Annotated in this window: 13 protein-coding genes; 9 read left to right on the plus strand and 4 right to left on the minus strand. The window is 27.5% G+C overall.

From position 1 onward, the window contains the following. Positions 1–169 precede the first annotated feature (169 nt). From BMZ74_RS13300 to BMZ74_RS13310, 3 genes are all read right to left on the minus strand, one after another. Positions 170–970, minus strand: coding sequence for an ExeA family protein (locus BMZ74_RS13300; RefSeq protein WP_089862564.1), 801 nt, complete (start codon positions 968–970; stop codon positions 170–172). Further along, complete coding sequence (locus tag BMZ74_RS13305; protein WP_089862565.1) at positions 963–2,225, minus strand: helix-turn-helix domain-containing protein; 1,263 nt, start codon at positions 2,223–2,225, stop codon at positions 963–965. The genes BMZ74_RS13300 and BMZ74_RS13305 overlap by 8 nt, the downstream gene beginning before the upstream one ends. A 156-nt stretch (positions 2,226–2,381) precedes the next feature. Next, entirely contained in the window at positions 2,382–2,933 is a 552-nt protein-coding gene (locus BMZ74_RS13310; RefSeq protein ID WP_177181447.1) for a DUF6431 domain-containing protein, read from the minus strand. 189 nt (positions 2,934–3,122) lie between these two features. Here BMZ74_RS13310 and BMZ74_RS13315 point away from each other — a divergent pair, with 189 nt between their 5' ends. From BMZ74_RS13315 to BMZ74_RS13355, 9 genes are all read left to right on the plus strand, one after another. After that, the gene (locus BMZ74_RS13315; RefSeq protein WP_089862708.1) at positions 3,123–3,857 is read left to right on the plus strand and encodes an OLD family protein; all 735 of its coding nucleotides are present in this window, start codon (positions 3,123–3,125) and stop codon (positions 3,855–3,857) included. A 195-nt stretch (positions 3,858–4,052) separates the two neighbouring features. Further along, positions 4,053–5,177 carry an SIR2 family protein gene (locus BMZ74_RS13320; RefSeq protein ID WP_089862709.1) on the plus strand — a complete coding sequence of 375 codons (1,125 nt, stop codon included), beginning with the start codon at positions 4,053–4,055 and terminating at the stop codon, positions 5,175–5,177. 163 nt (positions 5,178–5,340) lie between these two features. After that, complete coding sequence (locus tag BMZ74_RS13325) at positions 5,341–7,092, plus strand: hypothetical protein (RefSeq protein WP_089862710.1); 1,752 nt, start codon at positions 5,341–5,343, stop codon at positions 7,090–7,092. 190 nt (positions 7,093–7,282) lie between these two features. Further along, complete coding sequence (locus tag BMZ74_RS13330; protein ID WP_089862711.1) at positions 7,283–8,200, plus strand: sigma factor-like helix-turn-helix DNA-binding protein; 918 nt, start codon at positions 7,283–7,285, stop codon at positions 8,198–8,200. Between the two features lie 5 nt (positions 8,201–8,205). Continuing rightward, positions 8,206–9,447: an AlbA family DNA-binding domain-containing protein gene (locus BMZ74_RS13335; protein ID WP_089862712.1), complete on the plus strand. Its 1,242-nt coding sequence runs from the start codon at positions 8,206–8,208 to the stop codon at positions 9,445–9,447. 140 nt (positions 9,448–9,587) lie between these two features. Further along, positions 9,588–10,787, plus strand: coding sequence for a hypothetical protein (locus BMZ74_RS13340; RefSeq protein ID WP_089862713.1), 1,200 nt, complete (start codon positions 9,588–9,590; stop codon positions 10,785–10,787). A gap of 209 nt (positions 10,788–10,996) precedes the next feature. Continuing rightward, positions 10,997–11,539, plus strand: a complete 543-nt coding sequence (locus BMZ74_RS13345; RefSeq protein WP_089862714.1) for a hypothetical protein — start codon at positions 10,997–10,999, stop codon at positions 11,537–11,539. A 203-nt stretch (positions 11,540–11,742) separates the two neighbouring features. Further along, positions 11,743–13,023, plus strand: a complete 1,281-nt coding sequence (locus BMZ74_RS13350) for a HEPN domain-containing protein (protein WP_089862715.1) — start codon at positions 11,743–11,745, stop codon at positions 13,021–13,023. A 195-nt stretch (positions 13,024–13,218) separates the two neighbouring features. Continuing rightward, complete coding sequence (locus tag BMZ74_RS13355) at positions 13,219–13,527, plus strand: hypothetical protein (RefSeq protein WP_089862716.1); 309 nt, start codon at positions 13,219–13,221, stop codon at positions 13,525–13,527. A 1-nt stretch (position 13,528) separates the two neighbouring features. Here the strand turns inward: BMZ74_RS13355 and BMZ74_RS13360 are convergent. Then, the coding region (locus BMZ74_RS13360; protein WP_177181454.1) for an ATP-binding protein at positions 13,529–13,762 on the minus strand (234 nt) is incomplete at its 5' end.

Below are 13,762 nucleotides of genomic sequence, written 5' to 3' on the forward strand. Positions count from 1 at the left end.
TGTCATCTTGCAATTTAATCCAGTAAAATTTATCAGTTTAAATCAGTATAAAATAGCTAAAAATACAGCTTGATTTTCACATTAAATTAGTAAAAGTAAAATAGTTTAGCAAATTAAATCAGCCAGGGACTTAAAAAAAGCCCCTGTAATCTGATAAATATTTTTCACTTTAAAAAGTGTCTTTTTCACAGGCTTTGAAGACAATTTCCTGGTTTATCTGCTCTGCTTTAAGCTGAAAGCCTAAAAGCAGTGAATCAACTGCAATATTGTTAATTAATCTGGGCAGTCCTCTCGATCTTAAGGTAATTGCCTCCAGAGCCTGAGGTGTAAAAACTGGATGGTTTGCTCCAGCTAGTTTAAGCTGGTGTTCAACATATGCTCTGACTTCATCCTTGTTTAGAGGTGTCAGCTGATACTTCATGATTACTCTCTGATTTAAGGACTGGTTCTGATTTAAATTGAGTTTTGTCATAAAGTGTGAAAGTCCTGAAAGAATAAGGATAAATGGATTCTGAGAATCCATAGCAAAATTAAATAATATCCCGAGATCATTTAGAAATTTGTTGGGAGCAAGCTGCATCTCATCTAAGATAATGATTGGTGTAATCTTTTTCTCATTGTAGAATTTTAAGATAGCATCCTGAACCTGATTAAAGAGATCAACCTTTCTAAATTTAGGTTCTTCACCCAGGCCAATGGCTATGCCTCTGTAAAAATCCATTACTGAGCCTGTAGATAAGGGGAAATAGATGACCTTAAATAATGATGGATTAACACTGTCAGCCATAGATCTCAGGGCAGAAGTTTTACCACTTCCAGGTTCACCAATAATGACAGCAATGCCTCTTGTTTTTTTAAGATAGTCAAGTCTGGCAGAAAGTTCTTTTAAGTTTTCAGACTGGTAGAGATCTTTAGTTTCAATCTCTTTTTTAAATGGATTATCTGATAAAGAATAAAAAGATTTATACATTTTTGCTACCTCCTTCAGTCATTTTAGCAAAGGAGATAGGATTACCTCTTTTAGCATGAGCATTATCAGCCATAATCACAGGCTCAGCCTTAGTAATACATTTACCATTTTCATAAAGATAAATATTATCATATGTTTCTTGATCAAAGCGGATCTTAACCTTTTTGCCAATATAGACAGGTGGCACCTGATAGAGTTTAGAATTAACAGATATAGTTCCATCATGTCTAACTTTTCTCTGAGCTCTTTTGAGAAAAAGCAGCTTAAGTTTTTCAGGATCATCATAGGTCTTAACCTGACTAATCTGGGACATGTATTTATCCAGAGGAGTCATCTTTAGCGAAGAGTGCACTTTACGGTGATAATCTTTTTCCAGCCACTTAAAAAAGCTTTTGTTCAGCTTATCCAGGGAAGATAAATCATCATCAGTTAAAAGAGGTAAAAACCTTTTTCTGACAGTTAAGTAAAACCTTTCAATTTTGCCTTTATCAGCAGGTGAATACGGCTTAGTGTGAATCAGGGTAATACCTAAAGAAGCACAGGCAAAATGGAGATTATCACTGCGATAGACTTTACCATTATCAACATAGAGGAGTTTGGGGATGCCTCTTCTCAAAATGGCTTCAGAAAGTACCTGCTGCACAGCAGAAAACTTTTCTGTTGCTAAGAATTTGGCATAAGTAATAACCCTGGAGCAGTCATCAATAAAGGCAAAGAGAAAAGTCTTAACCTTTTTGCCATCAAGGTTGAGATAGGGTCCATACATCTCGTCTCCCTGCCAGAGCATATTAACCTGATCATAGGCAAAACGGCGTCTGTTTTCTTCTTTGCGGGGAGAGTTGACCAACAGGTTCTTCTTTTTAAGAAAGCGATAGACAGTAGAATAGGAGGCTTGAGAGGGCAGCATTTTCTTTTCAGTAATCAGCTGATCATAGAGTAAAGAAACAGACCGATCAGGATGATCTTCTCTAGCTTCTAAAATAACTTCCTTAAGTTCTGGAGTTAAAACACGACTTTTACCTCTGTCGTTTCTGGGTTTGGGTTTCAGCCCTTCAAAACCACCTTTGCGATAGGCTCTAACCCACATGGATATGGTTTTTGGTGAGTATTCTCTGACACCATAATAAGGGACATTATGTTTTTTAGCAGCCACCTTTGCCAGATATTCGTTCTGTTTTTTCACCTGTTTATTCAGGATAGGTGAAATGAGGGAAAAGCGAAATAGAGCTATCTGTTCTCTGTCATTATCAGTCATCAAAATCAGCTCCTTTAAGCTTGAATTTTAGCATTTAAGAGCAAAATTGTTCTTAAACTGCTGATAATAACATTTTAATCAGAAAAATAGCTCTTTTCTAGTGAAAGCTTTTGTGTTTAAAAAAATAGTTCCAAAACTTTAATCATTATGGTATAATTAAAGTGCCATAAAGCATTGATTAAAGTGATCCTGATACTCTTTTGAGAGTATCTGAGCGTCGGAGCTCCAAATCATTTTAATTAGTTTTGTGGCTTTTTTTATTCTTGATAATTTAAAGGGGATCAGTGAGTGATATTTATCTCTGAAAAAAGCAATTAGACCAGGAATATTGCAGGTAAACCTGTGTAGATAAAAATATACTGCTCGTTTGTAAAGAAGTAGTTTTTTCTGCAGCAGATATTCTTTCATACAGCAGACAATATAATTTAGAGATCTCTGAAATCTAGGGAAGAGAAAAGCTGGAAGAATGGAAACAGTTTTCTTACAGTGCTGGCATTTGTATCTTCTAATTTGTATCCAAAAGCATTTGCCATCGATGGTGATTACATAGCGGTGGTAAAATCCATGTTTAAGAAGTTTATCATGGCAGTGAGGACATTCTTCAGGGTGAGGAAAATTATTATTCTGGCCGAGCTCAGAATATTTTTTTACAGGTATTTTAAAGTCATGAATGATTTGCATCTGATCACACCCTAAATATTCTGACAATATTTTATCAGATTAATTTAGGAAAAGAAAGTGCTTGCTTTAAATTATTTTGATTAATATTTATCGTTTTCTAGTGGATTAATTTGATAGATAACACCAGAGATTAGTTTACATCCAAATTGGCAATTAAAATCTTTAGAGTTTTATAAAAGATTATTTACAGATGATAAAGGAGAGCAAACTTCTCAAATGTTTGTAGCAACTCATTCACCATTTATTATACATAATAAGAATCGGGTTAATGATAAGGTGATTATTTTAAAAAAAGATGATAATGGTGAAGTTTATATTCCGGATGATAGTAAGTTTTATGGTTGGAAACCTGAAACAAAAATTAAGGAGGCATTTAGTATTAACATGAAGTTTGATTTTGATAAGCCAATTGTATTTGTAGAAGGTGAAACTGATGAAATATATCTTAATAAAGCAATTGAATTACTAAATAGTGATATAGATATTAAAGTAGAATGGATAGGAAGATTTAATAATCAAGGTAATGTTGAGTTTACAGGAGATAGTGCTTTAAATGATACAAAATCTTTTATTATATCTAATCCAAGTGTATTAAATCAGAAAACTATATTATTATATGATTCTGATACTAATAAACCAGAAGAAGATTATGATAATTTGTTTATAAGATGTATGCCCAAAAATAATGAAAATAATATATATAAAAAAGGAATTGAAAACCTTTTATCATTACCAGAAAATTTTCCTCAAAATAGATTTTATTACTATAAAACAAATAAGGAATATAAAAATGATTATGGTGGAGAAGTGCTTATTAAAAAACAAGAATTAAATAAAAAAGATTTATGTGAATGGATTTGTAATGAAATAAGTATTGAAGAAAAGAAATTTTATTTCAACAAATTTGAAAAAATAATAAATATAATTGAAAATATAATTAACAAAAGTTAAATTGATGAAAATTTTCAAACATCATATAACATGACCTTAGAGACATCCTAGTTATGCAGTATATATGAGAAGCAATGCTGACTTATGTTAGATTCCAGTTTGATTAGAGAGTGGGAGCATTAGATGAGGACGTCGCGAACCTCCGGGACGTTATGCGAAAGACTCTTCAATAATACTATAAGGAGGAATTAATTTATGCCAAGTTCGAGTTCTGAAATAAAAGCTACTTTAAGAGTAATAAAAAGTGAAGTGAGAACTTTAGATGCTAATGTAGATGAAAAATTAAAAAATTATAAGACTGATAATAAAGATGCTATTGATAATATAGCAAGATCTTATAAAAGTAATAATCTTGTTTTAGTTTTAGGTGCTGGTGTTTCCAAAGATTTTGGGATACCCAGTTGGAATGTTTTATTACAAAAAATATTGAATGATACTTTCCAAATAGAAACTGATAATTCTGAAAAAGGAGCTTTAGTATTAGCTGAAATTTTCACAAAAGTATTCCCTTTGAGTCCTTTGATTGCGGCTAGATATTTAGAAGAGTACTATGAAAACAAAGGTGATAAAGATTTTAATGAGGCAGTAGAAGAAGCTTTATATGAAAATTTTAATTTGAGTTCTGATTCTGAAAACTTTAATGAAATTGCTAAATTATGTGAAACATCAGAAGGGTCGCATAGATTAGATTCAGTTATTACATATAATTATGATAATATTTTAGAGAAAGCTATCTCTAGTTTACCTAAAAAAGTATCTTTTAGGACTATATATAAGTCTGATCAAATTCCTGAATCCAATGAATTACCCATTTATCATGTACATGGATTTAAACCTGCAAATAGTAATAAGAAAAGTAAAATTACTTTAAGTGAAAGTATATATCATCAACAGTATAGAGATATTTATAGTTGGGATAATATAACTCAGATAAACAAGTTCAGAGACAAGACTTGTTTATTTATAGGTATTTCTTTAACTGATCCTAATTTAAGAAGATTATTAGATGTTGCTAATATTCAAAGAGGAAAAAATAATAGAAAATATCATTATATTATAAGAAAACGTTATGACATAGATAAAATAAAAAATAAAATTAAAACTATATTGGATCAAAATCAAGAATTATTAAATGAAAAAAGAGAGGCAAATTTAGAGCTAGATGATACAACTAAGCATATTATAAATATAATGCATAATTTTGAGGAAAAAGATGCTTTATCCTTAGGTACAAGAACAATTTGGATAGATAAATATGATGAGATTTCAGATGTTATAAAAGAAATTAGAAATAAATCTGAGCACGAGTCCTTCGCATAACATGGGATTGGCGTCATGCCTTCTGTCATAAAGCTTGCAGGCTACCCAATCACGGATACGAAAAAGCAAGCTTTACGCCAGTTCCTTTGGAAACAGGCACGAGCGCAAATCCCAGTAACGTTAAATGAAATTGGGCTGATTTTTTAGTAATAGGAGGTAAAATGTGAATCGTAAAACTGAGGGACTATCTTTGAATTGTTTAAAAGACTTTTTAATGTCAAGTAGTATAATTGTACCTTATATTGAAGAAAATGATAAAACTCCAGTTTGGGATGGAAATTTATTTATTTATAATAATCCACCAAAAGGGAATTATGATCATAAAAAAGCTGATTTAAATTCTAAAATTCCTGTTCAAGTAAAAGGTAAAACAGTAAAAAAATTGCATGAAAATTATACTTCATATTCTTTTTCTTTAAATGATTTGGAAGCATATTATAAAGATGGTGGTGTTATTTTATTTTTTGTAGAAATAGATTCTAATGATATTTATAACAGAAGAATATTTTATGAATCCTTATTACCTTATGATATAAAAAAAGTCACAAATAATTTTACTTGCGATTCAAAAAAGAATATTAAATTAAAACATTTAAAGGAAAATGACGTAAAAAAATTCGAAGATGAATGTGAAAATTTCATTATTAATAGAGAGATGCAATATAGCACAAAAGATTTAAATTTATCTCTAGAAGAAGCAAAGGAATTAATTATTAAAGGTAAAAGTAGAAATTCTCAAATTTGCGATTATCTCCTTCAGAATAGTGTTTATTTATATGGCAAAAAACATAAAAATGATCCAATACCTTTAATTATTGATAAGGTTAATCTTGCTTCTATTGAAAAGAAAGTAAATCGAAATGTTTCAATAAATGGAAATGTATATTTCAAAAATTATAAGATAGAAAAAAATAAAGAAAGTGAGAAATTAATATTAAGTGATAAACTTAAATTAATTTTTAAAGATAATAATTGCAAGTTTGATTATATATATCATGATAATTTTGCAAAGCGATTTAATTCTATTGAATTTATTTTGAAAATAATTGAAAATGGAGGATTTTTAATTTCTGATAAATTTATATCTTTGGATAAGGCAAAATTTGATTATGAAAATATTAAAAATGATTATGACAATTTAGAAAAAATAGGAGCTTTATTAAATATATTTAAAATAAAGTATTCTAGGTTAAATTTAGATGAAATAAAAAATGAAGATGCAAAGAATTTGGATATGTTAATTAACTCAATGATTTTTAATAAAAATATTTCTAATATTAATAATTTACCTGGGATATTCAAAGTTAAAATTGGAAATATAAATCTACTTATTTTTGTTTATAAAAATAATGATAAAGTTATAATGAAAAATTTCGGAGACTTAAAACATAGTATAAGGTTTAAAATTAATAATATAGAATTTAAAAATGCTAGTCCTTTTATAATACTACAATTTGAAGATATTTTAAATTCAGATAATATTTTTCCTTCTTTAATAAGTAAAAATGTTATCGAAAGTGATTATACTAGAAATTATAGTGAATATGTAGTAAATCTTCTACTTAATATTATTAAGGTATATGATAAGACTAAAAAAACTTCCTATCTTAATGCTGGACTAGAAATATCTGAATGGTTAAAGAAAAACGATCAAAATAACCCAATACATATAATAAATGAATTTCAAATATATGCTAGAAAAAGAGATTTAACGTCTGTAGAAATTGACTTATTAAAAAATATTATAAAAAACAATAAAAAACATGAAAAATATACTATACTTTTAACATGTATTTATATATTACTTCAGGACTTTAAGAACTTTAAAAAAATATTTAATAAACTTTCAACTGAACAAAAGAAAGAGGTTAAAAAATATCCTATATACCAATTATATGAAATAAACAAATCTTAAATTTTCATATGAAACTGCCCAACTTCATTTAACATGGGATTGGCGTCATGCCTTCTGTCATAAAGCTTGCAGGTTAACCAATTACGGATACGAAAAAGCAAGCTTTACGCCAGTTCCTAACGGAACCAGGCACGAGCGCAAATCCCAGTAACGTTAGGCGAAATTTTTAATTTAAAGAGGAGTGTATAATATGGAAATAGAAGAACCTCTATTTGAGAATTTATTTAAAGAATTCATTGAGATATATTTTTCTGAGATTAATAAAGAAAGAGATAAAAAAATATTATATAGAAGATATGGAATTAAATATTCTAGGAAGTTTACCTTAGAGGAAATTGGAAAATTAAACAATATAACCCGTCAAAGAGTTGAACAAATTGAAAAAAAACATATAAAAAAACTATTATTATTATTAAATGGAGAGTCTGTTAAAAGATTAAATTTTGAACCTAATAATAAATTAAAAAACTTATTCTCTGAAATTAAAATAACAATGAATGATAACAAAATTATTGGAAATAAAGAATTCTTTCAATTATTAAACAAATATTTTAAAAATTGTTCTTTAAAAAACGGATATATTATTCTGCTATTAGATTTATTGAAACTAAAATATATTTCTTATAATGATTTTATAAGTAATATTTTTTATCAAGAAAAGTACATAAATAAAAAAACATTGAAAAATAATATAGAAAGAATTTATAAAGCCTTAAGAAAAGAAGTAATTCCAATTAGTTATGATGATTTAATTATAAAAGTTATTGGGCGAAGAAAAAATTATAATGTTGAAAATATTAAACTAACCATTAACGCATTAGATGAAATTGAAAAAATAAATATAAATGACATTGAAATGTTACAATTAAATACATTAAATAAATTTTCTGCAGGTGACTTAGGTTATAGAGTATTATTTCATAATGAATCACCAATGAGTAATGATCAGTTATTGAGAAAAGTTAATAATTTGTTAAATGAACAGGGATATAATCGTGTTAATAGAAGAAATTTATTAAATCAATTAACTGATAATGATAAAATAAAAAATATTGGACAAGGAAAATGGGCTTTAAATGATTGGGATTATGAAAAAAATATATTATAGATATTATGAAAGATGCTTTTTATGATGAGAATAGACCATTAAAAAGAAATGAATTAATTAAAAAAGTTAAAGAAGCAAGAAAGACAATTAAAAAAACAAGTATTAATATATATATTGATACAGATGATGAGTTTATTAATTTAGAAGATGGAAGGATTATTTTAAAAGAATGGAAAAATCAATATAGAAATAAAATTAACAAATCTACTCAGATTTATCATCAAAATGTTAACGAAATAATTATAGATGCATTCAATTATTATGATAAAGATTTATTATCAAAAGATCAGATTTGGGAATATGCAAAAACTAAATATCATAATAAAAAGTCTAGTTTCAAATATTTAATAGCAAACCGCAAATATTTAATAAGAAAAGAAATTAATGGTGATGTGGTTTGGAAACTAAAAGAAGACTACAGAGATATAATAATCAATTCACATGGAAATAAATTAAATAATATTAATAAGTTAACAATTGATTTATTAAAATCTAATTATGGTAAGCTAAAGTTAAAAGACATAATAGAAGAACTTACTAAAAACTATAATTTTAATGAAAACTCTATTAGAACAGTATTAGATGATCCAAAATATTTCAAAAAAGTTCAAAATGAAGATGGTGATCTAATTCTATATTTAAAAGAAGTTAGTTATGATAACAATATTAATAATATAAGAATTAGTTCAATAGAATTTGAAGATTTTATGAATAATTCAAAAACAGAGGAAGCAAAATTTGATTTTAAGCAAGGATTTCTTGATTTATCTTCAGAAAGAAATTTTGCCAAAAACAGTTTCAATAAAATAATGAAAAATATCAGTGCACTGGCTAATATTGGAAAGGGGAAAACTGGTTATTTGTTTATTGGTGTAACAGATAATAAATCAGATAGTCAAAGAGTAAAAAAACTAGATAATATAACTGTTCCTGAATTTAATGAGTTTGGAATTGTAGGAATTGAAAGAGAAGCTATTTATCTTGGTTATGATTTAGAACAATATCAAAATTTTATAATCAATAAAATTGAGGAATCAAAGTTGCCTAAAAAATTAAAAAATCATATAAAATCAAACTTAGGATTTGTTCATTATAAAGATAAATATGTATTGGTATTTGAAGTTGAATGTATTGAAGGGCCTTCATTATATAATGATAATGAGTTGTATATTAGAAAAGGGCCAAGTTTACATTTAGTTAATAAAAAAAATTATGATGATGTATACCGAAGATGTTTTAAAAATTAAAAACATCGCCTAACATGGGATTTAAGATTCCGCTGCGCTTCATCCAAATTCATTCACTAAGCGCAGTCGCGCTAAGTTCATGAACTTCTTAAACCCCAGGAACGTTAGGCGAAATCACTCTTTATGAGAGGAGTATTATTATGGCTTCTTTAATATTTGATAAAGATTTGAATTTATTTGCAAGAAAATATTTTATTAAAGAAGATAGTAGATCTGTAAACTCTCAAAATATGATTTTTGAACACAATCGAATAATCAGAAAAATTGGTGAAATGCTTCTCAGGCATAAAGGAATTGCTTTTAAAGTGTATGGTAAAAATATTCCACTAGCAATTTTAACTAATATGTTTGGTATTTCTGGTGTTGAAAAATTATTAGAACAAGAAGCCATAAAATTTATTTTATGGACTCCGATGATTACATATAATTCATCTGATATTAATGGTATTTTACCATTACAAATAGGAAATGTGAGTTCAGAACCACATTCGGATCCTGAAAAATCAGCAGTATTGGGATTAAAATTTATGAAAAGATTACCAAAAAGAAGAGATAGAAGGAGGTTAGTAAGAAAGGTTATAAAAGCATATGAAGTTCCTTCTCCTAATGCAGCAAAAGAAGCTGTAAAATTTGGACATGAAGGTTATAAGTCTAATATATTTAAGAATATGGGTTTATCTCGCAAAAAAAATATAACTGACTTAAATAAAAAAGAAAGAGCAAAATTATGTTCTTTAGCAACACAATGTTTAGAATTATCTATTCTCTCAGAATTTAAATTTCATACTCTTGATTCAATTAATTTAATGAATTTAACTCGTGTAGAATTCAATAGATTACAGAAGGCTAAAGTAATTGAAAAAATGGAGAACAAGCTTTTTGAAATAGAAAAATTACCGAATTTTAGTAAACTAATCAAAGAAGAAGTAATTGATATAAAAGAAATTCCTGAGTTAAGGGCAAAAAAAGATGCTATAAAATTTCGTTCATGGATTTCCAATATAGCTGATAAAAGCAATATGGAAGATATAACTAAAGAATATTTAGATTCTATTACAGAATCCAAAGGTTTTTTTGAAACTAATAAAGGAAAATTTATTAAAACTGTTGGAGTAACATCTATTTCATCTGGAATAGGAAGTTTAATTGGAGGAGGATATGGAGTAGTATTGGGTGGATTTATAGGAAAAAGTACACTTGAACCATTAGTAGATTTAGGTTTAAACTTATTAGATACATATATATTATCAGGTATTACAAAGGGTTGGCATCCTAGACATTATTTTGATAGACAGATTAGACAGGTATTGAATGAAAAAAACAAAAGTGACTTCGCCTAACATGGGATTAAAGATTGCGCTGCGCTCCATCCAAATTCATTCGGTAAGGGCAGTCGCCCTAAGCCTCATGAACTTCTTAAATCCCAGTAACGTTAGACGAAACCAAGCAGATAGTATATTGTAACTTTGTCAAGTTGTTATAAAATTAAATTTTGAAATAAAAGATATAAAATATATTTATTAATACAATATATTATTAGGGGGTTAATATGATAAACGAAACATTTGGTATAATATTAATATTAGTTTCAGTTGTTGGTAATGAACTTATAGCAAGACTATTAAATCAAAAAATTGATGAAAAAGCTGAAAAAATAGAAGAGTTAAAAAAGAAAATTTCTCATGGAAAAGAATATATGGATAAAGCATTAAGAGAAAAAGATATGGGATATATTTCCGCAATGATTTTACAGGCTACAAATGCTAAAGATGATGTAATAAATAATTTTGAAGATTTAATTTGGAATAAATTTCTTCAAAGTGTTGCTTATAGTTATAGTGCTTATAATAATCATCCATCAAAAGAATTAATGAATGAGTGGATAGGAATGAGAAATGAACCTGGTTGGAAAAAATTAAAAAAAGAAACAGATAAGTATTTAAAAAAATGGGAACACAAAAATAGTGAATTAGTTAAAAATAGAACAAACTTACAAAAAAAGAAAGAAAAAATGAATAAGTATAAAAATATGATTCGTAATTTTTCTTCGGTTTTAAATATTATTGGCCTAATAATTATTCAAATTTCTTAAATTTAAACGATTTAATGTAATTAGCTTGGCATCGTATAACATGGGATTGGCGTCATGCCTTCTGTCATAAAGCTTGCAGGCTAACCAATAACGGATATAAAAACGCAAGTTTTACGCCAGTTTCTACGGAACCAGGCACGAGCGCAAATCCCAGGAACGTTATACGAAAGCACACAATAATTTATTTGAAGAGGAATGATTTTATGAATATTAAACCGTTATATTCTTCACTTTTTTATAGTGTAATGGATGATGAATATATTTCATTAGATATTATTAACTCTAGACCTTTAGAAAATTTACTAGAAGAATTATTAAAAGACGATTTTATTAATAAATATTTTGATTTAGATTTATTAATTATGGTTATACAAAGAGAATTAAGCAATATGGATGATAATAAAGATAATATTACTAAAAATGATTGTGTGAATTTGATAAAACATATAAAAGATACATTAGAACTAAATAAAGAAGATCATTATATAGTAACTCCAATACCTAAATCTAACTGTTCAGAAATAATAAATTTTGATAGATATACATTTTTACCAAAAAAATTAACAAGAGAAGATAAAATTAAGTATATTTCAGAAACTTGTGGGTTAAGTTATGAAGAGACAATTGATTTTGCTCAGCATACTGAAAAATCTAGATCTCCTGATTTTTTTAAACACTGCATTTTTTTGTTAAAATTTAACAATCAAACTCAAAAAATTAGCTACAATGCACTTAGAAATATTAAGTTCTCAATATATGCTTTAAGAGCTTTTTATAATTCATATATTCAAGATATTGAACAGGATAATTCATTGAATTTGTCTGCTTTAACTTTAAGTTCGGAAATCGAAAGTTCGAATTCTCATATTGCAATATATTCAAATGAAAAATGGCGATTAAGCCATAGACCTTTACATTTTGAAGTAGATTGTAATTTTTCATTTGACTGGTTATTAAATAATGATATTCAAAATGATTTTGTAGAATATATGAATAATATTGTTTTTGTTGAAAACTATAACGAGTTTAATGAATCTTTTTTAAATGCATTAATTACCTATAATAAAGCATTAGAACAGAAAAAAAATGGAGAACATACTTTATCAGTATTATTATTATTAATTACTGCTGAATCTTTAATAACAGTAAACCAGAATGAAAAACGTCTTAGATTATCAGCATTATTACCGAGAGTTGCGAGTTTAGAAGATTATTCAAATACAAAAGGCTCTAAAAAAATAAGCGAACTATATACTTATAGAAATGAGTTTGTTCATGCAGGTAAAGAATTAGACTCTACACAAAATAAATTGAAGAATGATAAACCAAAATCAATAGATATTTTAAAAAAATATGTTGCAAGATTAATAACAAATTATTCTTTATATAAAAGTAATTTAAATGACGATTCTGATCAAAAATTAATTACTAGCTGGAGAAAGTATCTTAATGATATTTTTAATAGTATAATATTTGGCCAGTAAAATATTAGATAAAGAATTATTGTGTGCCATCGTATAACATGGGATTGTCGTCATGCCTTCAGTCATAAAGCTTGCAGACTAACCAATTACGGATATGAAAATGCAAGTTTTACGCCAGTTCCTGACGGAACCAGGCACGAGCGCAAATCCCAGTAACGTTATCTGAAATTGCACTTAAAATTTGAGGTGATAGTAATGTTTATTCCGATACATCAATTAAATTTATACAATTCTAAAGAAAAGATAGAATATAGTGATAGATGGGAACCAATAAACGGAGGCGAAGAAGCTTATAAACTTGTATTAGAAAAGATTAGAAATGGTGCAGGTGAAGATTTTCTTCAAAGACAGTATGAATATGGAAAATTAAGTGGATTTTTAGATGATATGTATGATTTAAAGGGAATTGCTTTTGTCAAGCGAAAAATGTACCACCCTACCAATCGAATTGTGTACCACCTAGCTAAAAAAGAAGGAGAAGAAGTTATCTCCTTAGGTAGTTGAATTACTGGTCTTTTTTAGTTTTCTTCTGCTGGTCTAAAAGTCGATGACTTGGTCCATTAAATAACATAATTTTGCTGTTGTGAATTAATCTATCAATAATTGCAGCAGTCATTCTTTCATCATGAAAGACTTTAGCCCATTCAGCAAATTCAAGATTGCTGGTTAAAAATATGGATCCCTTTTCATATCTTTCAGAAAAGATCTGAAACATTAACTGAGTAGCCTGATTTGATAG

This window comes from Halanaerobium salsuginis (assembly GCF_900114545.1).
Taxonomy (GTDB): domain Bacteria; phylum Bacillota; class Halanaerobiia; order Halanaerobiales; family Halanaerobiaceae; genus Halanaerobium; species Halanaerobium salsuginis.